Source organism: Streptomyces sp. NPDC028305, assembly GCF_055569495.1.
The window spans coordinates 828,116-848,014 of sequence record NZ_JBVHTN010000003.1 but is presented as its reverse complement, the minus strand read 5'-3'; the positions used below and the strand labels follow the sequence as shown (position 1 = coordinate 848,014).

The window sequence follows — 19,899 nt, the reverse complement described above, 5'->3', positions numbered from 1 at the left end:
CACCTGCCTTCAGTGGGAGGGGCGCGGACGTGCGTCGGAGAGCACGCCGAGCTCGTTGTCGATGAAGTCGAGGATTTCGGCGGCCGTGGCGGACGCCAGCTTGTCCGCGGCGTCGAGCGTGGAGCCGTTGCCGTTGCCGTTGCCGTTGTGCGGAGTGTCCTGTGCGCTGTTCGGGGTGTCGGGAGCGAGCTGCTGCTCGATACGCCGGGCCAGCGCCTCCGGCGTGGGGTGCCGGAAGATGACGGCGGCGGGCAGCCGCAGCCCGCTGGCCGCCACCAGCCGGTCGCGCAGCTCGACGGCGGTCATCGAGTCGAAGCCCAGCTCCTTGAACGACGAGTCGCCGCGCACGGCCTTGGGGTCGCTCTGCCCGAGCACCGCGGCGGCGTGGTCGCGCACCAGCTCCAGGACGGCGCGGCGCCGTTCGGCGGGCCCGAGGCCGGCCAGCCGGCTCGCCAAGTCGGCGGTGCGGCCCGGGGCCGCGGCCACCGGCCGGACCGGTGCCCGGCCACCCGCGCTCGCGGCGAGTGCGCGCAGCGCGGCCGGCAGCTCGTGGCCCGGACGGGCGGCCAGGGCCCGGACCCGGATGTCGGCCACCACCAGCCCGGGGCGGTCGGCGTGGCAGGCGGCCCGGAACAGCGCCGCCCCGCGGTCCGCGCCGAGCACCCCCGCCCAGCGCCCGCCGGAGCCAGCCCCGGAACCGGCATCGGCGCCTATGGCAGCGGCCCACGGCCCGAACGCCACCGCGAGGCCGGGCAGCCCGGCCCGGCGCCGCGCCGCCATCACGGCGTCGCAGAACGCACCGGCCGCGGCCCGTTCGGGCGACACCGGACCGCCCCAGGTCGCGGCGGCGTCCGACAGGGTGACCAACCGGACCGACGGCAGTCCGGCGGTGGCCCGTTGCAACGCCGTCACCGCCCCGGCCACCGCGGCCCACCCTCGTACCGTGTCACCCGCCGACTCGACGGCGACCGGCTCGATGGCGGACGACAGCCCCGCGACGTGGACGACGCCGGTCAGTGGATGGGCCGGCTCGACCCGCGCCACCACCCGTTCCAGCGCGGCGGCGTTGAGCGGGTCGACCGTGACCACGCGCACCCGCGCGCCCCACCGCTCCTCACCGCTCCCGCCGTCGTCCGTACTCTCCGCGCCGCCGAAGCGGACCAGTAGCAGCCGCCGGACGCCCTCGGCGCGGGCCAGATGCTCGGCGACAGCCTCGGCGAGCGGGCTTCCGGCGTCCGTGACGAGGACCGTGCCCTCCGCGTCGAACGCCCCGTCGCCCGGGGCCGCGGCGGAGCGCGCCAGGCGTGGCGCGAGCAGTGTGTCCCCGCGCAGCGCGACCCTCGGCTCGTCGAGCGCGGCCACCCGCGCCACGGCCGCCGGACCCGCCTTGGCGCCGATGCCGGTGTCGGTGTCGGTGTCGATGAGCAGGAAGCGGCCGGGATGTTCGGCCTGGACACCGCTTGCGTACCCCCAGGCCGCCGCCGCGGCCGGGTCCACCGGATCGCCCTCGGAGCCGTCGGGCGCCACCGCGCCCCGGGTGAGCACCGCGAGCCGGCTGACCGCCAGCCGCGGCTCGGCACACCAGCCGCGCAGCAGCGCCGCGACGCCCCGTATGGCGGACAGCGCCGCCTCGTCCGGCGCGGCCCCGGGGTGAGCGGCCGGTGTGCGCCACAGCACCAAGGACGGCGCGGGCGCTCCGGCGTCCAGCGCGGCCAGCAGCGCCGGAAGGTCCGCGTACCGATCGGCGTTCGCGTCGGCCGACTCCGTCTCCGACTCCGACTCCGTCAGCGCCTCGCCCAACACGGCCACCCGCCCCGTGTCGTCCTCGGCGCCGGAGGGCTCCGCGGGGGCCACCGCGGTCCAGTCGACGGCGAAGAGACCACCCGCGGCGGCCCCGCTCGCCTCGCGTATCTGCCGTACGCCACGCGGGCGCAGCACCACCGACTCGATGCTCAGCACGGGCGCCCCGGCCGGGTCGGACACCTCAATCCGCAGCTCGCGTTCTTCGTCTGCTTCGTCCAACGGCGACACCCGGACCCGCGCGGCGCGCGCCCCGGTCGCCCACAGCCGGACCCCGCTCCACGCGAACGGCAGCCATACCCGGGCCTCAGCGTCGTCGGGGGCGGTCAGCAGCGCGGGCTGCAACGCGGCGTCCAGCAGCACCGGGTGGATGCCGAACCCGGCCGTGTCCTCACCACCTCCACCGTTGTCACCGCTATCACCGGCATCGTCGGGCAGCGCCACGTCGGCGACCAGGTCGGCGCCGTCCCGCCACAGCGCCCGTACGCCGCGCAGCGCGGGCCCGTAGCCGTAGCCGCGCCGCTCGGCCCGCTCGTACAGCTCCGCCGGATCCAGGGCCTCGGCGCCCGCGGGCGGCCACGGGACGACCGGCGTTCCGGCCGCCGCCGGGCCGGACCGGCCCCCGGGGACCAGCGACCCCACCGCGTGACACGTCCATTCCCCACCGGTGCCGACACCGCCACCGGCGTCGGCGGGCCGGGACGAGATCCGTATCCCACGGCGGCCGGACCCGTCCGGCGCCGCGATCGCGACCTGCGCCAACACGCCCCCGGGCGCACCCGACAGCTCCAGCGGCGCACGCAGCAGCAGCTCCTCCAGCGACGCCCCGCCCGCCTCGTCGGCGGCCAGCAGCGCCCAGTCGACCAGGACCGCGCCGGGCACCAGCCCGACACCCGCCACGGTGTGGCTGTTGAGCCAGGCCGTGTCGTCGGGCAGCCGCCCGTTGAGCACCAGGCCGCCGTCGGCCAGTTCGACCGCCGAGGACAGCAGCGGGTGTCCGGCCGGGCGGGTCCCGGCCCCGGCGGCGAGCCGCTCGCGACGGCCCTGGTCCGGCGTCAGCCAGTAACGCCGCCGCTGGAACGGATAGGTGGGCAGCTCGACCGTACGCGGCCGGTGGCCCTCGCCATCGGCGAACCAGCGGCTCCAGTCGACCGCGAGTCCCGCCGCGAAGCCGTCCCCCAGCGCCCGCGCCACCTGATCCGGGCCGCCCTGGTCCCGGCGCAGCGTGGGCACGGTGGCCGCCGCGACATCGGCCTCCTCGAAGCACTCCCGTAGCGCGGGAATCAGCACCGGGTGGGGGCTGACCTCGATGAACACGCGGTATCCGGCGTCCAGCAGGGTGTCGATCGCCGGGGCGAACCGCACCGGCTGCCGCAGGTTGGTGAACCAGTAGTCGGCGTCCAGCTCCTCCGTCGCCTGCCGGGCGGCGGTGACGGCGGAGTAGAAGGCGGCGCCCGAGGCGCGCGGGGCGAGGTCGGCCAGGTCGGCGCGGATCGTGTCGGCGAGCAGGTCGACCTGCGGGCCGTGCGAGGCGTAGTCCACGTCGATCGTCCGGGCCCGGTGGCCGGCCGCCTCACACGCGGCCACCACCGCGGCGACCTGGTCGGCGGGCCCCGACACCACCGTGGAGTACGGCCCGTTGAACACCGCCACCGTCACCTCGGCGGCCGCCGCGCCCCGGTCCGCGAGGAAGCGCTCGGCCTCCTCGGCGCTCAGCGCGACCGAGGCCATGGTGCCGTGGCCGGCGAGCGCCCGCAGGGCCCGGGAGCGGAGCGCCACCACCCGGGCGCCGTCCCGCAGGGACAGGCCCCCGGCGACGCAGGCGGCGGCGATCTCGCCCTGCGAGTGTCCGACCACCGCGGCGGGCGTCACGCCGAAGCTCTCCCAGACAGCGGCGAGCGACACCATCACCGCCCACAGGCAGGGCTGGAGGACATCGACCCGGGACGGCTCCGGCGCCCCCGGCGCGCCGCGCAGCACGGCGGTGAGCGACCAGTCGACGAACTCGCCGAGCGCCGCCTCGCACTCGGCGACGCGCGCGGCGAAGACGGGGGAGGAGTCAAGCAGTTCCACGCCCATGCCGCGCCACTGCGAACCCTGCCCGGGGAACACCATGACCGGGCCTGGCGCGGCCTCCGCGGAGACGGCGACGGCCGGCGGTCCGTCCGCCACCGCCCGCAGTGCGGACAGCAGCTCGTCCCGGTCCGCGCCGCTGACCACGGCGCGGTGCCGGTCCGCCGACCGCGTGGTGGCAAGCGACCACCCCACGTCCACCGGGGAGGGCGAGGCGCCGTCGGACACCCACTCGGCCAGGCGCCCGGCCTGGGCGCGCAGCGCCTCGGCGGTACGCGCGGACAGCACCCAGGGCACCACGCCACCCTCGGAAGAGGTCTCCGTAGCGGGCGATCCAGGCTGCTCAGGGGCTTGTTCGAGGATGAGGTGGGCGTTGGTGCCGGAGATGCCGAAGGAGGAGACGGCGGCGCGGCGCGGCCGGTCGGTGTCGGGCCACTGGGCGGCCTCGGTGAGAAGGCGGACGTTTCCGGTGGCCCAGTCGACGTGCGGGCTGGGCGCGTCGACATGCAGGGTGGCGGGCAGTCGGCCGTGGCGCAGGGCCATCACCATCTTGATGACGCCCGCGACACCCGCCGCCGCCTGGGTGTGGCCAAGGTTGGACTTGATGGACCCGAGCCACAGGGGCCGGTCCTCGGGGCGGTTCTGTCCGTAGGTGGCGAGGAGGGCCTGGGCCTCGATCGGGTCGCCCAGCGTGGTGCCCGTGCCGTGGGCCTCGACCGCGTCCACGTCCGCCGGGTCCACCCCGGCCGTGGCCAGGGCCTGCCGGATGACGCGCTGCTGCGAGGGGCCGTTGGGCGCGGAGAGGCCGTTGCTCGCGCCGTCCTGGTTCACCGCCGAGCCACGGATGACGGCGAGCACCTGGTGGCCGTTGCGGCGGGCGTCGGAGAGGCGTTCCAGCAGGACGAGCCCGGCACCCTCGCTCCAGCCGGTGCCGTCGGCGGCGGCGGCGAACGGCTTGCACCGCCCGTCCGGGGCCAGGCCGCGCTGCCGGGAGAAGGAGGTGAACATGCCGGGCGTGGCCATCACCGTGGCCCCGCCCGCGAGCGCCAGGTCGCACTCGCCCTGCCGCAGCGCATGCGCGGCGAGGTGCAGCGCCACCAGCGACGACGAACACGCCGTGTCCACCGTGAGCGCCGGTCCCTCCAGGCCGAGGGTGTAGGCCACCCGGCCGGAGGCCACGCTCGGTGTGGAGCCGGTCAGCAGATGCCCGTCGATCTCGGCGGTGGCCTCGTGCAGCCGTGGCCCGTAGTCCACGGCCGTCGCCCCCACGAAGACGCCGGTCGCGCTGGAGCCCAGCGAGGTCGGCGGGATGCCGGCCCGTTCCAGCAGCTCCCAGGAGAGTTCGAGCAGGATGCGCTGCTGCGGATCCATGGCCAGCGCCTCGCGCGGGCTGATCCCGAAGAACTCCGCGTCGAAGTCCCCCGCGTCGTGGAGAAAGCCGCCCCGGCCCGTCGCGCTGCCGCCGCTGCCGCCGCTGCTGTCCGGGTTTCGGCCGAACAGGTCGGCCAGGTCCCAGCCCCGGTCGCCCGGGAACTCACCCACGGCGTCGGTGCCTTCGTCCACCAGCCGCCACAGCGCCTCGCCGGAGTCGGCCCCGCCCGGGTAGCGGCAGCTGACGGCCACTACGGCGATGGGGTCGTCGGCCGTGGCCGACCGGCGCGTCGGGGCGGGGGCGGTGGCCGGCCGCCCGTCGCGGGCCGCGCGCAGCCAGGCGGCCACGGCGTTCGGCGTGGGGTGGTCGAAGGTGAGGGTGGCGGGCAGGGGGATCCGCGTGGCCGTGCTGAGGCGTTCGCTCAGCTCCGTGGCGGCCAGCGAGTCGAAGCCGAGCTGTTTGAAGGTCAGGCTCGGGTCGATGCCGTCGGGGCTGTCGTGTCCCAGCACCAGGGCCGCGTGCGTACGGACGAGGGCCAGCGGCTCGCCGGGGGAGCCTCCATTGTCGGCGGAGGCGGCGGCCGGGGCGGCGGCCGGGCCCGATGACAAAGCCGGAGCTGCCCGCCGCCCGTCCGCGGCCTCGTCCAGGGCGTCGTTCAAGGCGTCGTCGGGCCAGTGGCGTTCGCGCTGGAAGGCGTAGGTCGGCAGGGGCACCCGCCGGGGCTCGTGCCCGGCGAAGCCCGCCGCCCAGTCGACGGCCACGCCTCGTACGTGCGCCTGTGCCATCGCCGCCACGAAGCTGTGCGCCTCCGGCCGTTCGCGGCGCTGCACCGCCACCGCCGCCGGGCGGGGCGCGTCGCCCGCCCAGGCCGTGGCGCTCTCCCGCGCCATGCCCGTCAGCGAGGCGTCGGGGCCGAGTTCCAGGAAGGTGGTGACCCCCGCGTCGCACAGGTGCCGCACACCGGAGTCGAACCGCACGGCCTGCCGCGCGTGGTCGGCCCAGTAGTCGGGCGAGCGCAGCTGGGCGTCGGTGGCCGGCCGGCCGGTCACGTTCGACACCACGGGGATGGCGGGCGCGGCGAAGGCGAGCCCGGCCGCGACCGCGCGCAGCTCCCCGAGCACGCCGTCCAGGTGCGGGGAGTGGAACGCGTGGCTGACCTTCAGCACGGTGGCCTTGCGGCCCTGCTCCCGCCACGCGGCGGTGGCCGCCACCACGGCGTCGCGGTCGCCGGAGACCACCACGGAGGCGGGTGCGTTGACGGCCGCGAGGCCCACCCGTCCGCCGTGTGCCTCCAGCGCGTGCCCGGCCTCCTCGGCGGTCGCCTGCCAGGCGGCCATCGCCCCAGGGATGGCGACCGACTGCATGAGGCGGCCCCGGGTCGCCACCAGCGCGCAGGCGTCGGGCAGCGAGAACACCCCGGCCACGTGCGCGGCCGTGATCTCGCCGACCGAGTGGCCCATCAGATGGTCGGGCGTGAGGCCCCACGACGTCACCAGGCGGTAGAGGGCCACCTCGAACGCGAACAGCGCGGGCTGGGTGTACTCGGTCCGGTCCAGCGGAGCCTCGGCACCCGGCCTCGCCTCGGCGAACATGACGTCCAGCAGCGGGGTGTCGAGCCAGGGGTCCAGATGCGCGCACACTTCGCGCAGCGCGGCGTCGAAGACCGGGTACGCCGCGCAGAGCTCGTGGCCCATGCCGGGGCGCTGGCTGCCCTGGCCGCTGAACAGGAACGCGACCCGGCCGCCGCCCGCGCGGCCACGGAACACCCCCGTCGCGTCCGCCCCGGCGGCCAGCGCGTCGAGACGACCGAGGAGTTCACCGCCGTCGGTGCCCGTGCCCGTGCCCATGCCCGTGCCCAGGACGACGGCCCGGTGGGGGAACGCCGTCCGCGTCGTGGCGAGCGCGTGGCCGACGTCCACCGGGTGCAGCCCGGGGTGTGCGCGCAGGTGTTCGCGCAGCGCGGCGGCCTGGGCCGGCAGGGCTTCCGCGCTCGCCGCCGAGACGACCCACGGCGTGACGGGCGGGGCGGGGCGCGCGGACGCGTCCCCGGGCGGTGGCGGCGTCGGCCGCGCCGATGCCGTGGCCGTGGCCGTGGCGGGCGGCTCGGCCAGGACGACATGGCAGTTGGTGCCGCCCATGCCGAAGGAGCTGACCCCGGCGGTGAGCCGCCGCCGCTCGTCCGGCCAGGGCCCGAGCTCGGTCTGGACGCGCAGGCCGAGCTCGTCCAGCGGGATGTCCGGGTTGGGGGTGGCGAAGTTGAGACTCGGCGGAAGCCGCCGGTGATGGATGCTCAGGGCCGTCTTCAGCAGCCCCGCGATGCCCGCGGCGGCCTCCAGGTGGCCCACGTTGGTCTTGACCGAGCCGACCCGCAGTGGGGTGTCCGCCGGGCGCCGCCCGCGGAGCGCGGCGCCGAGCGCGGCGGCCTCGATCGGGTCGCCGACGGGTGTGCCGGTGCCGTGGAGTTCGACGTACTGCGGTTCGGCGGGCGCCACTCCGGCCGCCTGCCACGCCTGCCGCACCACATCCGCCTGCGCCTCGGCGCTCGGCCGGGTCAGCCCGTCGGTGGCGCCGTCGTTGTTGACGGCGCTGCCCTCGATCACGCAGTACACCGGGTCGCCGTCCCTGACGGCCGCGGCCAGCGGTTTGAGGAGCAGCATGCCGCCGCCCTCGCCGCGTACGAAGCCGTTGGCGCGCGCGTCGAAGGTGTAGCAGCGGCCGTCCGGTGAGAGGCCCTGGAACTGGGCCTCGGCCACCCGCATGCTCTCCTCGGCGAGGATCAGGTTCACCCCGCCGGCCAGCGCCAGATCGGCCTCCCCCCGGCGCAGGCTCTCGCAGGCCAGGTGCACGGCGACCAGCCCGGAGGACTGCGCCGCGTCCACCGTGAGACTCGGGCCGCGCAGGCCCAGGCGGTGGGAGATCCGGTTGGCGATGATGCCGCGGTGCAGACCCGTCATCGTGTGACGGGTGATGTCATGGGGCCGGTGCCGGTGGAGGAGCGTGGCGTAGTCGTCCCAGATGGCGCCGGTGAACACGGCGGTGCGGCCGTCCGCCAGGGTGTCGGGGCCGAAACCGGCGTCCTCCATGGCCTCCCAGGCCAGTTCGAGCATCAGCCGCTGCTGTGGATCCATCGCCACGGCCTCGCGCGGCGAGATGCCGAAGAACCGCGCGTCGAAGGTGTCGACGCGCTCCAGGAGCCCGGCGAAGTACGGCGCGGAGCCGGGCCGCGCGGGCAGGCGGCCGGCCGGTACGGGAACGACGGCGCTCCCACCCGTGCGCAGCAGATCCCAGAACGCCTCCGGGTCGGGGGCGTTCGGCAGTCGACAGGCCAGGCCCACGATCGCGACGGGAGACTTCGCCTGCGGTGAGCGGGTCGGGCTGCTCCCGGCCATGAAACCCCCATACCTGAATTGCAAAACCGCTGGTTATGGCTCGCGACATGCCCCGAACGGTGTTCATTCTGGGAATCCGGCCTAAAGTTGATCTAACCGAAAGCACTCCGGGCGGGTTGACAACGGGGTTGACCGCGCCGGGGTAAAGATCGCGTCGATGATCTGCCGCACCGGGGCCCGACACCCGGTGATCGTGGCCCGAGCAACCGGGGCGGCGACGGTCACCGGTCGATGAATCGCCGTATATGCCCATTTGGTTGTCGGTAGATCGACCCTCACACTGTCGCGCCGTGCGCCGTTAGGATGCGGCGATGCTGCTTTCTCTGCGAGCTCTGTTGCCGATTGTTCCGCCGTCAGCGCCAATCGGCGTCCCCGGCGCCGGCCGCAGTGGTGCACGATGATTCAGCGCACCCGCCGATCGCAAAGCGTCCGTCGATCTTCATAGCCGAGAAGCCCACTCTCACCCGACGCCAATATCGAACTGGGGGCAATGTTGTATCCGCGTGTAAAGTGCAGACGTGGCTTCGCTCTGGCTAAGCTGTCCACGGCGTGGGTAAGACGTCACCACTGAGGTCCGAAGCGCTACCATAAAGGCTTCGGGCCGTCTTGTGTATGGTCGACAGGTTCGAACATAAAATCGGGGTGAATTTCGAATGCTGACCAAATTCGAACGCAATGGTGAGTGCCCCAGGGCCGGCATGGCGCCGACCACGGTGGGGGGTCGCGCGTCATGAGGTACGAGATACTCTGCCCGCTGCGCGTCGTGGACGGCACGTCCACGACCTCGCTCAGCGCCCGGAAGATCGAGGTGCTGCTGGCCGCTCTGCTGGTGCGTGCGGACGACGTGGTGAGCAGTGAGGATCTCGTGAAGGAGATCTGGGGTACTCGCGCACCGCGTCAAGCCGTGGCCACGCTCCACGTCTACGTGTCCCAGCTCCGCAAGTTCCTCAGGCGCTCCGCCGACCGGACCGAGAGCCCCATCGTGACCGCTCGCAGCGGCTATGTGCTGCGTCTCGGCGCGGACGAACTGGACTTCCACGTCTTCCAGGACCTGGTGCGCCAGGGCCGGTCCGCGCGGCAGGCCGGGCGCACCCAGGAGGCGTGCGAGGCGTACGAGGAGGGGCTCGACCTCTGGCGCGGCCCGGTGCTCGAGGACCTGCGTGACGGGGCCATCGTCAACGGCTTCGTGTGCTGGGCCGAGCAGGCCCGGCTGGAATGTGTCGAGTCGTTCGTGGACGCCGGCCTGGAAATCGGCCGCCACCGTGAATTCGTCAGCTATCTCTATGCGCGGATCGAGGAGCTTCCGCTGCACGAGGCGTTCTACCGGCAGCTCATGCTGGCGCTCTACCGTTCGGGGTGCAGAGCGGACGCCCTGAGCGTCTATCAGTCGGCGCGGACGGTCCTGGGGGAGGAACTCGGGCTGGAGCCGTCCGCCACTCTCAAGCGGCTGCATCACGCCGTGCTCGTCGATGCGCCGGAGCTCGAAGCCGCCTAGCCGGCGAAGTGGTGCGGAGTAGCGCCCAGGTAAATTCAGTGCCGACCGAGTGCAGGGGGAAATTCAGTGCGGTACGAGATTTTAGGACCTCTCCACGTCGTCGATGAAAAGGGCAGTTCACTGCTCAGAGCGCAGAAACTCGCCACGGTTCTCGCGGTTCTGCTGATCCGCTCGGATCAGGTTGTCGTGGCGGATCAGCTCACGAGGGAGATCTGGGGCGAGCTGCCCCCGCGGCGGACCACCGCGAGCATCTACGTCTGCATTTCGCGGCTCCGCAAGTTCCTGAGCCGGCCCGGCCAGCCGGATCCCATCGTCACGCGTCCCGGTGGATATATGCTGCGCCGGGCGTCGAGCGAATGTGATTTCGATGTCTTCCAGCGTTTGGTCGCGGACGGCCGCAAGTGCCTCAGGGGCGGGGAGCCCGCGGCGGCGGCCACCCGCTTCGAACAGGCCCTGGCGCTGTGGCGGGGCCCGGCGTTCGGCAATGTCCAGCCGGGACCGATCATGGCGGGCTTCCTCAAGCGGCTGGCCGAGATGCGCATCGAGTGCGCGGAGATGTCCGCGGAGGCCCAGCTCGAACTGGGCCGCCACCGGGAGCTGGTCGGCCGGCTGCGGTCCCTCGTCGACGAGTTCCCGCTCCGGGAGACGTTCTACGGCCAGCTGATGCTGGCCCTCTACCGCTCCGACCGGAAGTCCGAGGCGCTCGGCATATACGAGTCCGCCCGGCGCGTCCTCGACCGCGAGCTGGGGCTCGAACCCGGGCGGAAGCTCAGAGAGCTCCGCCACACCGTGCTCGCCTCGACCTGACGGAGCGGGCCGACGGTGACCCGGGCCCCGGCCCCGTCCGTCCGTCTGTCGGTCCGTCTGTCCGGCCGGCCCGAACTCGCCGGGGGCCTCCCGCGCACGGCGCGGGCGAGCCCACCGGCGATGATTCCGGGCCCCGGGTCATTCGGCGACGTAGGTCCGGCGAATCCACTCGAAGACCCGCAGGTGCTGCCCCTGGTGCTCCTCGAACCGAGCTGTGGGCCGGAAGTGTTCGTAGGCGTTGCCGACGAGGAGCTTCAAGGTCGAGTCGGTGTCGTGGACATACCGCGCGCACGACTGATCGGTCAGCTGCGTGGGACCCCCGCGCAGGATGGCATTGGGTGCGGATGCGGACATAAGCGACTGCATTCCCTTCGCTATACATTTCAAGAGAAGGTTGGCATGAGGTGAAAGCGCGCCGATGTGTGACAAACCCCTTGTTCACAAAGGTCTTGTGGGGGCCCGACTTGGGTGAGATGGCAGATCGCCCCGACCTGCTCCCCCGGACCCGCTGCGCCTGGTCCAGCGTAGACGCGCAGGGTCATGCGGTGTGAGGGTCGTTCGACCGACAAAACGACGACGAAACGACCGACAAAGAGGTTCCCCCCTCACGGATCGTGAGGTTCCCGCCATCGCCGTGTCACACAGACGGTCGCCGAGGATGGATGACCCATGCCGCTTCCCTCACTTCCGCTCCGCGTCCAGCTGCCGGGCCTGAGGCGCTTACCCGAGTCATCCGGGCCCTGGGCGCGCGAATACGTCGCGTTCAACCGGCAGTTGGCGCTCTACGGCCGCGCCGGGGTGATGAGCGCCTGCGCGGTGCTGGCCGTGGTGGGCATGCCGGCGGGGAAGATGCCGGTCGCGGCGGCGATCGCGTCCGCCGCGTTCGCCTGGAGCTGGATCCACCTGTGGCTCGCCAACGCCTCGACGTTACGGCCGGGGCGGCTGCTCGCCCTCGACCTGGCGGTCATGACCGCGCTGTGTCTCAGCCAGTGGCTCACCGTCCCCGACGCGCCGACCGGCCACGGCAGCACCTGGATCCTGGTGTCCCTCAACTTCACGGCCGTGGCCTACCAGCTCATGCAGCCGCCCCTCGTCGCGATTCTGGCGACGCTCTGGCTGTGCTGCGCGGACCTGGCGGGCGCCGCGCTGCACCCGCGCCAGGAGTTGACCGACGTCGCGTACAGCCTGGGCTGGGTGCTGGTGAACATCGTCCTGGCCCAGGCCGTGGTCCGACTGGTGTTCGGCGAGAGCCGGACGGCCGACGAGGCCGCCGACCGGGCCGCGCGGGCGCGCCGGCAGGGCGAGGCGGCGGAGGCCCGGTGCGCGGCGGAGCGGGAACACCTGGCCGCGCTCCACGACACCGCCTGCGCGACCCTGCTGATCGCCTCGGCGCCATGGGCGTCGATGCGGCCGGAGACGCTGCGCGCCCAGGCCGCGAGCGACCTCGTCCGACTGCGCACCGAGCAGTCCGCCGCGGGGGAGGTGGACCTGACCGTCGAGCTGGCCGCCGAGATCGCCGCGCATCCCCTCCGGGCCACCACGCTGTTCGACCCGGATCTCGGCACGGTCTGGCGCCCCGCCGCGGCGGCGCTGCGCGGCGGCCTCGGCGAGGCGCTGCGCAACGTGGAGCGCTACGCGGGGGTGGGCGCCGTGCGGGTCACGGCGGTGCGCACCCGCCACACCGTGGTCGTGACCATCACGGACAGCGGGGTGGGGTTCGACACCGGGCGCGTTCCCGCCCAGCGGATCGGGATCCAGCGTTCCATCCGCGGGCGGATGGCGAGCGTGGGGGGCCGCGGCACCGTGGAGTCCCGGCCGGGGTGCGGCACGACGGTACGTCTGGAGTGGCCGCGTGCCTGAGGACCTGCGTCAGCTGATCACCCGTCACCAGCTCCGCGGCATCCGCGCCGGGGCACTGGTCATCCTGGTCACCCTCCACTTCGCACTCGCGCTGCCCGGCCTCCTGAGCAGCCTGGAGGAGTACCGGCACCCCTGGGTCCCTGTGACCGCCTACGGACTGCTCACCGTGATCCTCGGCGGCAGCGTCCTCCTCGGCCTCGACGGGCGCCCCTGGCCGCGCGGCTGGGTGCCGACGGCGCTGGCCGGCGCCTTCGCTGCCTCGGTGGCCGCCACCACCCAGGTGCCGGCGAGCCAGTACTTCGTCGGCGCCTCCCACTGGTCCTTCACCCTCGTGGGCTGGTTCGCCGTCGTCCTGCTCGGCCACCGGGGACCCATGGCGTTCGGCGCCTTCATCGGCTGCCATCTGGCCGTCAACACCGCCCAGTTGCTGACGGCCGACGTCCCCTCGCGGCCCATCGCCGCGGGCATGGCCGCGAGCGCCCTGTCCGCCTGCTGCTTCCAGATGACCATCGCCGCCGGCGCGAAGCTGCTGCTCAACAGCAGCACCGCCATCGGGGAGGCCCTCCAGGTGCAGGAGCGGGTGCGCACCCGCATCGCCGTCGCCACCCAGATCCAGACGGACCAGCGCCGGCGCTACGCCGAGCTGAACGCGACCGTGCTGCCCCTGCTCACCGGCCTCGCCAACGGCTCCCTGGACCCACGGGACGACGAGGTGCGGCGGGCCTGCGCGCTGGAAGCCGCCCGGCTGAGGCGGCTGTTCGCGGAGAGCGACTGTACGTTCGACCCGCTGGTCCACGAGATGCGGGCCTGTATCGACGTCGCCGAGCGCAACGGGACCACCGTGCAGCTCGCCGTCCGCGGCGACCCCCTCGAACTGCCGCTGCCGCTGCGCCGCGCGCTCCTGGACCCGGTCATCGCCGCACTGGCCGCCGCCCGGCAGACGGCGCGCGTCACCGTGGTGCGCGGCGAGAATCAGGTACGCGTGGGCGTGGTGGTGGACGCGCTGCGGGATCGGCTGCCCGAGCCGGCCGCGAGCGGGATCCGGGTGCGCACGGTCCGCGCGGAGGACCGTCTCCTCGTGGAGGCCGCGTGCCGGATCACAGCTCGTCCAGCGCGATCAGACCGTCCTGAACCGCCCTGGCCACCAGCTTGGCCTTCGTGGTCGCCGGGCGGCCGGCGTTCGCGTACTTGATCCGCACCCGGTCCAGATAGGTGTTCACCGTGCGCTCCGAGATCCCCAGGCTCTTGGCCACCATGGCCTTCGACTCGGACTGGAACCACTCCACCAGCACCTCCACCTCCCGCACGGACAGCACCGGGCGGCTCTGCCGGGTGTCGCTGCCGAACGCGCCGGCCAGCGACGGGGGTGTGTAGGGGATGTCCGCGGCGGCGGCCTGGATCGCCTTGACCAGGTGCCGCTGCCCCTCCGCCTTGGTGATGTAGGTGGCCGAACCCAGGTCCATGCAGGTCAACGCCGCCTCCTGGCTGTCCCGCATCGTGTAGACGACGACCTTGCGCTCCTGCGCGACCAGCACCTGCAACTCCTCGTACGCGGGTCGCCCGTTCTGCAACAGCAGGTCCATGACCACGACGTCCGCGCCCCGGCCCGGACCGCAGAGGGCCACCGAAAGCTCCGACCCCTCGGCCACCACCTTGATCGGCACATGGGCGGCGGCACACCAGGCCGCGATGCCCGCGCGTACCACGGGGTGATCATCGACCAACACGACGCTGAGGGCCATCCCTAACTCCACGCCCACCTACCTATTCGTGACGAACCTGTATAAGGAGTAGACAAACTGATGTGCCTTGAGGTTGTGTGGAATGGACTCGCTTGCTGTGATGCTTCACGTCATGCTTGGGGTTCCCGCGCAATCGGATCCGAGCCTGCCCAAAGGCTCCCCGGGTTTTACACCTCGAATGCGGAAGCGTGGCGAAAGATTCCGTTAATGAACGCTTGTTCGGCATGGGAACGTTTGCCCGAGTCGAGCCGGTGCCCGGTCCCGTCCACCCCCTGCCCGCCGCGCGGCGCACATCCCGGCGTACGTCCCGGTGAACGTGAAAACGGCGCCGTCACCACGACGACGCCGATGAAGAAGGAGTTGTGGCTGAAGCCCATCGACTGCGATGCGGCGCAGGAGCCGGGCCAGCTGGCCCGGCGGGAGGTCATAGCGGCGGGCGAGAGCGTTCTCGGTGACACGGTCCTCCGCGGCGATGCGCAGATAGCAGGTATCTGCTGAGCACGGCTTCACCCAGGGCAGAACGCCGCTCCCTTCCCCCGGCGCCCCGGATCCCTAGGCTGAGGAGGTGAGCACTCATGCGCCGAACGAAGCCCACGTCATCCCCCTGCGCCCGCAGGCCTCGCCACCCGGTTCCGGCGAGGCGACCCGCGCCCCGCAGCGACCGGCGGGAGCCCCACAGACACCCGCGCCGAGGGAACCCCTGTGGCGCGACCTCGTCGGCGGTGCGCTGCGGCGCGAGCGGCTCGCCCAGGAGCGCACGCTGAAGGACGTCGCGGAGGCGGCCCGGATCTCGATGCCGTACCTGTCGGAGCTGGAGCGCGGACGCAAGGAGGCCTCCTCCGAGGTGCTCGCGGCCGCCGCCCAGGCCCTCGGGCTCGGCCTCGCCGACCTGCTCTCGCTCGCCCAGGACGAGTTGGCCCGGCACGCCCGGAGCCGCGTGGGCCGGGGCCGCACGTCGCCCACGGCGCGGTACGACGGCCTCTGCCTCGCCGCCTGACCGAACGAACCGACGGCCGGTACGACGGGGCGCACCACCGTCGTACCGGCCGGCTCGTCGGCCTTCGGCCACGGCCTCGCGGGGTCAGACGAACGCGAGCCGTCGGCTCAGCACCTCGTCGGCGAGCCCGTAGGCGACGGCCTCCTCGGCGGTGAGCACCTTGTCCCGGTCCATGTCCGCGCGCAGCGTCGCCACGTCATGACGCGTGTGCCGGGACAGGACCTCCTCCACCTGCGAGCGGATGCGGACCATCTCCTTGGCCGCGAGGCTGAGGTCGGAGACCGTTCCCTGCCGGCCGCCGCTGGCCGGCTGGCCGAGCAGCACCCGCGCGTGCTGGAGCACGAACCGTCGCCCGGGATCTCCGCCGGCCAGCAGCACCGCCGCCGTCGAGGCCGCCTGACCGACGCAGAACGTGGAGATCGGCGCCTGCACGAACGTCATCGTGTCGTAGATCGCCATCAGCGAAGTGAACGATCCACCGGGCGAGTTGAGATAGATCGAGATCTCGCGCTCCGGGTTCGCCGACTCCAGATGCAGGAGTTGCGCGATGACCACATTGGCGACCCCGTCGTCTATCTCGGTGCCGAGGAAGATGATCCGCTCGTTCAGCAGCCGGCTGAAGACGTCGTAGGACCGCTCGCCCTGCGCGGTCCGCTCGATGACGTAGGGAACCGTGTACGACCCCATGTCACAACCCCATCCGTCGGCGCGACGCGGCCGGGCGGATGTCGGCGACCGACTCCACCACCCGGTCCACGATCCCGTACTCCCTGGCCTGCTCGGCCGTGAACCAGCGGTCCCGGTCGCCGTCCCGCGCGATCGTCTCCTCGCTCTGCCCGGTGTGCTCGGCGGTGATCCGCTCGATGGCCTTCTTGGTGAACTGGAGGTTCTCCGCCTGGATCTCGATGTCCGCGGCGCTGCCACCGATGCCCGCTGAGGGCTGGTGCATCATGATCCGCGCGTTCGGCAGCGCGAACCGCTTGCCGGGCGCCCCCACGGTGAGCAGGAACTGGCCCATGCTGGCGGCGAACCCCATCGCCAGCGTCGAGACGTCGTTCGGGATGAGCCGCATGGTGTCGTAGATGGCGAGGCCCGCGGTGACCGCCCCGCCGGGGCTGTTGATGTACAGGCTGATGTCGGTGCGCGGGTCCTCCGCCGACAGCAGCAGCAACTGCGCGCACACCCGGTTGGCCGACACGTCGTCGACCTGTGTGCCGAGGAGGACGATCCGCTGGGCGAGCAGCTGTGCCGCGAGATGGTCGTCGAAGCGGCTGGGCGGTGTCTCGCCCTCCCCCGCGCGGGGCGGGAGCGTGGTGAGTGGAGTCATCTGGTCTCCTTGTCGAGGTGGGGATGCCATCGACTCCACTCTTGACCTCGGGAGATCCCCGGATGCGGTTACTCTGCCCGCCGCAGATTCGCCACGGGCAGAGTCTTCGACACAAAAAAGAGGGTTGTGATCGTTGAATCACAACCCTCATAACCATGTACATATGGTGAGTGTCCGAGGGGGGACTTGAACCCCCACGCCCGATAAAGGGCACTAGCACCTCAAGCTAGCGCGTCTGCCATTCCGCCACCCGGACAAGGTGTCTGCCGTCCGGCCCTGGGCCGTTCCGACGGGAAAACCATAGCAAACATCCGGACGTGCTCGATCACGCGTACCCGCGCCCCGGGCGGCCCCCGCGGCGGGCCGGGGCGCGGGAAGTGTGGACGGGGTGTGACGGCGGTATTTCCGCCTTGGGCTGGACGGGTGTGCGGGGGAGGATGGCGGAGGACCCCTGTCGCGGGCCCTGCCCGCGCGCGGGCAGGGCCCGGCAGCAGAACCTTGAGGAGGCAGTGTGAGCGAGTCGACTTCGGCCGCGAGGGCGACCGGCACGGTCAGTGGTGAGGACGAGGTCGTCGACCTGTGCCGTGACCTGATCCGGATCGACACCAGTAACTACGGCGACAACTCGGGCCCGGGCGAGCGCGCGGCCGCCGAGTACGTCGCGGAGAAGCTCGCCGAGGTGGGGCTCGAGCCGCAGATCTTCGAGTCGGACCAGGGCCGGGCGTCGACGGTCGCACGGATCGCGGGCGAGGACCCCTCGCGCCCCGCGCTGCTCATCCACGGCCACACCGACGTCGTCCCCGCCAACGCCCACGACTGGACCCACCACCCCTTCTCCGGCGAGATCGCGGACGGATGCGTCTGGGGCCGTGGCGCGGTGGACATGAAGGACATGGACGCGATGACGCTCGCGGTCGTACGCGACCGGCTGCGCAGCGGCCGCAAGCCCCCGCGCGACATCGTGCTGGCCTTCCTCGCCGACGAGGAGGCGGGCGGGGTGTACGGCGCGCGGCACCTCGTCGACAACCACCGGGACCTCTTCGAGGGCGTGACCGAGGCGATCGGCGAGGTCGGCGGCTTCTCCTTCACGGTCAACGAGAATCTGCGGCTCTACCTGATCGAGACCGCTCAGAAGGGCATGCACTGGATGCGGCTGACCGTGGACGGCACCGCCGGGCACGGCTCGATGACCAACAACGACAACGCGATCACCGAGCTCTGCGAGGCGGTCGGGCGGCTCGGGCGGCACAAGTTCCCGGTCCGTGTCACCAAGACGGTGCGGTCCTTCCTCGACGAGCTGTCCGACGCGCTCGGCACCCCGCTCGACCCGGAGAACATGGACGAGACGCTCGCCAAGCTCGGCGGCATCGCCAAGCTGATCGGGGCCACGCTCCAGAACACCGCCGCGCCGACCATGCTCGGCGCCGGCTACAAGGTCAACGTCATCCCGGGCCAGGCCACGGCCCATGTGGACGGCCGCTTCCTGCCGGGGTACGAGGAGGAGTTCCTGGCCGACCTGGACCGGATCCTCGGCCCGCGGGTCAGGCGCGAGGACGTGCACGCGGACAAGGCCCTGGAGACCACCTTCGACGGCGCGCTGGTCGACGCCATGCAGTCGGCGCTCAAGGCCGAGGACCCGATCGCCCGCGCCGTGCCGTACTGCCTCTCGGGCGGCACCGACGCCAAGTCCTTCGACGACCTCGGCATCCGCTGCTTCGGCTTCGCGCCGCTCCAGCTGCCCCCGGAGCTGGACTTCGCCGGCATGTTCCACGGCGTCGACGAGCGGGTGCCGGTGGAGGGGCTCAAGTTCGGCGTCAGGGTGCTGGACCGGTTCATCGACGCCTGCTGACCGGATGGGCTAATCGATCACACATACTGACTGAATCAATAAGGGTGAATGGTGTCGTAGCTTCATAGCTCGATTGCTCCTTCCTCGTTACATGGTGTGCGGCCCCCAACAGGGCCGTTGCATCGATCATGTGACGTGGAGTCACAGTCCCGAGGTGTGCGATCCCGGGTGGCCCCGGAGACCGGTGAGGTGCTCCGGGGAGGCCCGGGTGGGGGGCGGGCGATTCGGCCCGTGCGCATTCCGCGGGACGGAAGGCAGGGGAGCGAGAGAGTTATGCGACAGGTTGCGAAAAAGGGCCTGATCACCATCGCGGCGGCGGGCGGGGTACTTGCCGTGACCGGCGGCTACGCCTACGCGGACACGGGGGCCGGCGGCAGCGCCGCGCACTCGCCGGGAGCGGTGTCCGGCAACTTGATCCAGGTGCCCGCCGAGGTCCCGGTCAATGTGTGTGGCAACACCGCGACCGTCCTCGGGGTGTTCAACAGCGGTGGGGGAAGCGGCTGCGGCAACAAGACGGGCGCCTCCGGGGGCTCCCAGCAGAGCGGCTCCAGCGCGGAGGGCGGCACCGAGAGCTCGTCGGGCGTCGGCTCCGGCAACGCCGTCCAGGTCCCGGTCCATGTGCCGGCGAACGTCTGCGGTAACGGCGTCGGGGTCGGCACGGTCGGGAACAGCGACATGGGTGGCGAGTGCGGCGGCGTCGTGGACGCCGTTCCGGACGACCCCGAGGAGCCGGGCAACCCCGACGAGCCCGGTAACCCCGATGAGCCGGGCAACCCCGACGAGCCGGGTGACCCGGGCAACCCCGGAAAGCCGGACGACCCGGGCAAGCCGCACAACCCCGGGCACAACAACCCGGGCGGCCACACGCCCACGCCCTCCTCGCCGGGGAACGGCGGCGGCCACGCGGCGGGCCACGGCGGGAACCACGGAGCCCAGCAGGTCGGTGCGAACGGCGTGGACGCCTCCTCGCACCTCGGGGGCTCCCAGCTGGCCGGCAGTGAGCAGCTCGCGCACACCGGCGCCGGGCCGGTCGCGCTGGCCATCCCGGCGGCCGCGGGCATGCTGCTCGCGGGCACCGTGCTCTACCGCAGGGCGCGGGCCGGACAGCACTGAGGCGGCACTGAGGCGGCCCTGAGGCCGCACTGAGCCGGTACTGAGACCGGCACATCGCGCTCCGGCGTGATCACG

At 72.7% G+C, this 19,899-nt stretch carries 13 protein-coding genes and 1 tRNA gene; 8 read left to right on the top strand and 6 right to left on the bottom strand.

Going from position 1 to position 19,899, the window contains the following annotated elements:
• Positions 1 to 9 precede the first annotated feature (9 nt).
• Entirely contained in the window at positions 10 to 8,634 is an 8,625-nt protein-coding gene (locus tag ACZ4WQ_RS15195; protein WP_468022217.1) for a type I polyketide synthase, read from the bottom strand.
• Positions 8,635 to 9,364: 730 nt separating this feature from the next.
• Here ACZ4WQ_RS15195 and ACZ4WQ_RS15190 point away from each other — a divergent pair.
• Together ACZ4WQ_RS15190 and ACZ4WQ_RS15185 are read left to right on the top strand one after the other, a co-directional pair.
• Positions 9,365 to 10,129, top strand: coding sequence for an AfsR/SARP family transcriptional regulator (locus tag ACZ4WQ_RS15190; RefSeq protein WP_311725236.1), 765 nt, complete (start codon positions 9,365 to 9,367; stop codon positions 10,127 to 10,129).
• A 66-nt stretch (positions 10,130 to 10,195) separates the two neighbouring features.
• Entirely contained in the window at positions 10,196 to 10,936 is a 741-nt protein-coding gene (locus ACZ4WQ_RS15185; protein ID WP_311725237.1) for an AfsR/SARP family transcriptional regulator, read from the top strand.
• Positions 10,937 to 11,074: 138 nt separating this feature from the next.
• On the opposite strand, the gene ACZ4WQ_RS15180 is transcribed toward ACZ4WQ_RS15185, so the two are convergent.
• Positions 11,075 to 11,290: a DUF5988 family protein gene (locus tag ACZ4WQ_RS15180; protein WP_311725238.1), complete on the bottom strand. Its 216-nt coding sequence runs from the start codon at positions 11,288 to 11,290 to the stop codon at positions 11,075 to 11,077.
• 315 nt (positions 11,291 to 11,605) lie between these two features.
• Between ACZ4WQ_RS15180 and ACZ4WQ_RS15175 the strand changes: the two genes are divergently transcribed.
• Together ACZ4WQ_RS15175 and ACZ4WQ_RS15170 are read left to right on the top strand one after the other, a co-directional pair.
• Positions 11,606 to 12,796: a sensor histidine kinase gene (locus ACZ4WQ_RS15175; RefSeq protein WP_398371885.1), complete on the top strand. Its 1,191-nt coding sequence runs from the start codon at positions 11,606 to 11,608 to the stop codon at positions 12,794 to 12,796.
• Positions 12,789 to 13,988, top strand: a complete 1,200-nt coding sequence (locus ACZ4WQ_RS15170) for a hypothetical protein (protein WP_311725240.1) — start codon at positions 12,789 to 12,791, stop codon at positions 13,986 to 13,988. The genes ACZ4WQ_RS15175 and ACZ4WQ_RS15170 overlap by 8 nt, the downstream gene beginning before the upstream one ends.
• Here the strand turns inward: ACZ4WQ_RS15170 and ACZ4WQ_RS15165 are convergent.
• Positions 13,894 to 14,538 (bottom strand): DNA-binding response regulator, encoded by a 645-nt coding sequence (locus ACZ4WQ_RS15165; protein ID WP_311725241.1) that lies wholly within the window; start codon positions 14,536 to 14,538, stop codon positions 13,894 to 13,896. The genes ACZ4WQ_RS15170 and ACZ4WQ_RS15165 overlap by 95 nt on opposite strands.
• A 348-nt stretch (positions 14,539 to 14,886) precedes the next feature.
• Here ACZ4WQ_RS15165 and ACZ4WQ_RS15160 point away from each other — a divergent pair, with 348 nt between their 5' ends.
• Both ACZ4WQ_RS15160 and ACZ4WQ_RS15155 read left to right on the top strand, forming a co-directional pair.
• Complete coding sequence (locus ACZ4WQ_RS15160; protein ID WP_385350233.1) at positions 14,887 to 15,036, top strand: hypothetical protein; 150 nt, start codon at positions 14,887 to 14,889, stop codon at positions 15,034 to 15,036.
• 67 nt (positions 15,037 to 15,103) lie between these two features.
• Entirely contained in the window at positions 15,104 to 15,535 is a 432-nt protein-coding gene (locus ACZ4WQ_RS15155) for a helix-turn-helix domain-containing protein (protein ID WP_398371888.1), read from the top strand.
• 84 nt (positions 15,536 to 15,619) lie between these two features.
• Here the strand turns inward: ACZ4WQ_RS15155 and ACZ4WQ_RS15150 are convergent, their stop codons facing one another.
• The 3 genes from ACZ4WQ_RS15150 to ACZ4WQ_RS15140 form a co-directional block, all read right to left on the bottom strand.
• Entirely contained in the window at positions 15,620 to 16,222 is a 603-nt protein-coding gene (locus ACZ4WQ_RS15150) for a ClpP family protease (protein WP_398371890.1), read from the bottom strand.
• 1 nt (position 16,223) lies between these two features.
• The gene (locus ACZ4WQ_RS15145) at positions 16,224 to 16,862 is read right to left on the bottom strand and encodes an ATP-dependent Clp protease proteolytic subunit (protein ID WP_398371892.1); all 639 of its coding nucleotides are present in this window, start codon (positions 16,860 to 16,862) and stop codon (positions 16,224 to 16,226) included.
• 171 nt (positions 16,863 to 17,033) lie between these two features.
• A tRNA-Leu gene (locus tag ACZ4WQ_RS15140) sits at positions 17,034 to 17,118 on the bottom strand.
• A 255-nt stretch (positions 17,119 to 17,373) separates the two neighbouring features.
• On the opposite strand from ACZ4WQ_RS15140, the gene ACZ4WQ_RS15135 reads away from it, so the two are divergent.
• Both ACZ4WQ_RS15135 and ACZ4WQ_RS15130 read left to right on the top strand, forming a co-directional pair.
• A complete protein-coding gene (locus ACZ4WQ_RS15135) occupies positions 17,374 to 18,711 on the top strand; it encodes a M20/M25/M40 family metallo-hydrolase (RefSeq protein ID WP_311725254.1) in 1,338 nt (445 codons plus the stop codon).
• 273 nt (positions 18,712 to 18,984) lie between these two features.
• Positions 18,985 to 19,824, top strand: coding sequence for a chaplin (locus ACZ4WQ_RS15130; RefSeq protein WP_358847058.1), 840 nt, complete (start codon positions 18,985 to 18,987; stop codon positions 19,822 to 19,824).
• The last annotated feature ends 75 nt before the right edge of the window (positions 19,825 to 19,899 follow it).